We start from the raw sequence: 1086 nt of genomic DNA on the forward strand, positions 1-1086 counted from the left end.
CGATCACAGTTCTGATCGCTTTGTTCATCATCATCGGCGCAACCTCGGATCCACCGAAGAAGGACACGGCTGCGATCCGGTCAGCTTCGTCCGCGATCGTCACGCCCAGCTCGACCGTTACGCCGAGCTCGCCTGTACCGACGTCATCCGCGACGCCGGTACAGGCGACGACTCCCGCAGCGACAGTGCGTCCAACGACGGCCGCCCGGGTGGTGCTGGCTGCGCCCAGCACTGTTGCAACCCACGCCCCGGCTCCTGCACCGCAGCCTGTAACCCATGCGGCGGCTCCACCGCCCGCTACCGTAGCTCCACCACCGGCTACTACCGCAGCTCCTGCTTGTCATCCGCTGACCAGCGGCGGTCGCTGCTACCGGCCTGGCGAGTACTGCCGCAAGGCCGACCACGGTGTGCAGGGAGTGGCGGGTAACGGCGAGGCGATTGTCTGCACGGACAACAACGGTTGGCGCTGGGAGCCGGCGTAGCAGATCCGCTTTTGTAACTGCGCCTGCGGTAGTCCGGAACCAGAAAAGGCCCGTCCCCCAAGCTGGGAGACGGGCCTTTGCCGTGCTGGGACTGCTACAGGGCCGATGCCACCGCATCGTGAATCTCGCGGGCACCGGCCTGGAAACCGTCCCGGTAGCCATAATATTTGTCGATGTCGACAGCGCCGATGGCCCTTGCTGCGTCCATGACCGAGTCGTAGAAGCCCGGGATCGGCTGGCGGTGAGGGAGCTCCATCACCATTGCGACCTCGTTCAGGCTCGCAGCCACGTCCCGCGCCCACCGGCGCCCGTCGGCCTGCCCACGCTTATAGTTGCTGGCCCGCTCGGCCTCAAGCTGCTGGGCGGCATTCTCCTCGGCCTGCCGCTGGCGGTCAGCCGCAGCACGGAACCGGTCGATCGTCGACGAAAAATCGTCTGTCTCTGGCATTCCTCATCCTCCGGGTGTGCAACCGAAAACACCGGCCTTGTGCCGGTGTGCGCGGCGAGGGGGTCGTCTCGGTGTCGACCACCTCCCGCCGCAGGAACACACGTAGGTGTCCCTCCCAGCCGCGCCACGCCTAACCCAGGGCTCCGGCGAGGTAGC

General features: G+C 66.5%; 1 protein-coding gene. It reads right to left on the reverse strand.

Annotated elements, in window-relative coordinates:
* Positions 1-576: 576 nt before the first annotated feature.
* Entirely contained in the window at positions 577-930 is a 354-nt protein-coding gene (locus KBI5_RS24915) for a hypothetical protein (RefSeq protein WP_085016643.1), read from the reverse strand.
* Between the last annotated feature and the right edge of the window lie 156 nt (positions 931-1086).

It is taken from the genome of Frankia sp. KB5 (genome assembly GCF_002099325.1).
Lineage (GTDB): Bacteria > Actinomycetota > Actinomycetes > Frankiales > Frankiaceae > Frankia > Frankia casuarinae.

Excerpts from the sequence above, each read along its gene's own strand:
- KBI5_RS24915 (WP_085016643.1), bottom strand. The coding sequence starts at position 930 with ATGCCAGAGACAGACGATTTTTCGTCGACGATCGACCGGTTCCGTGCT.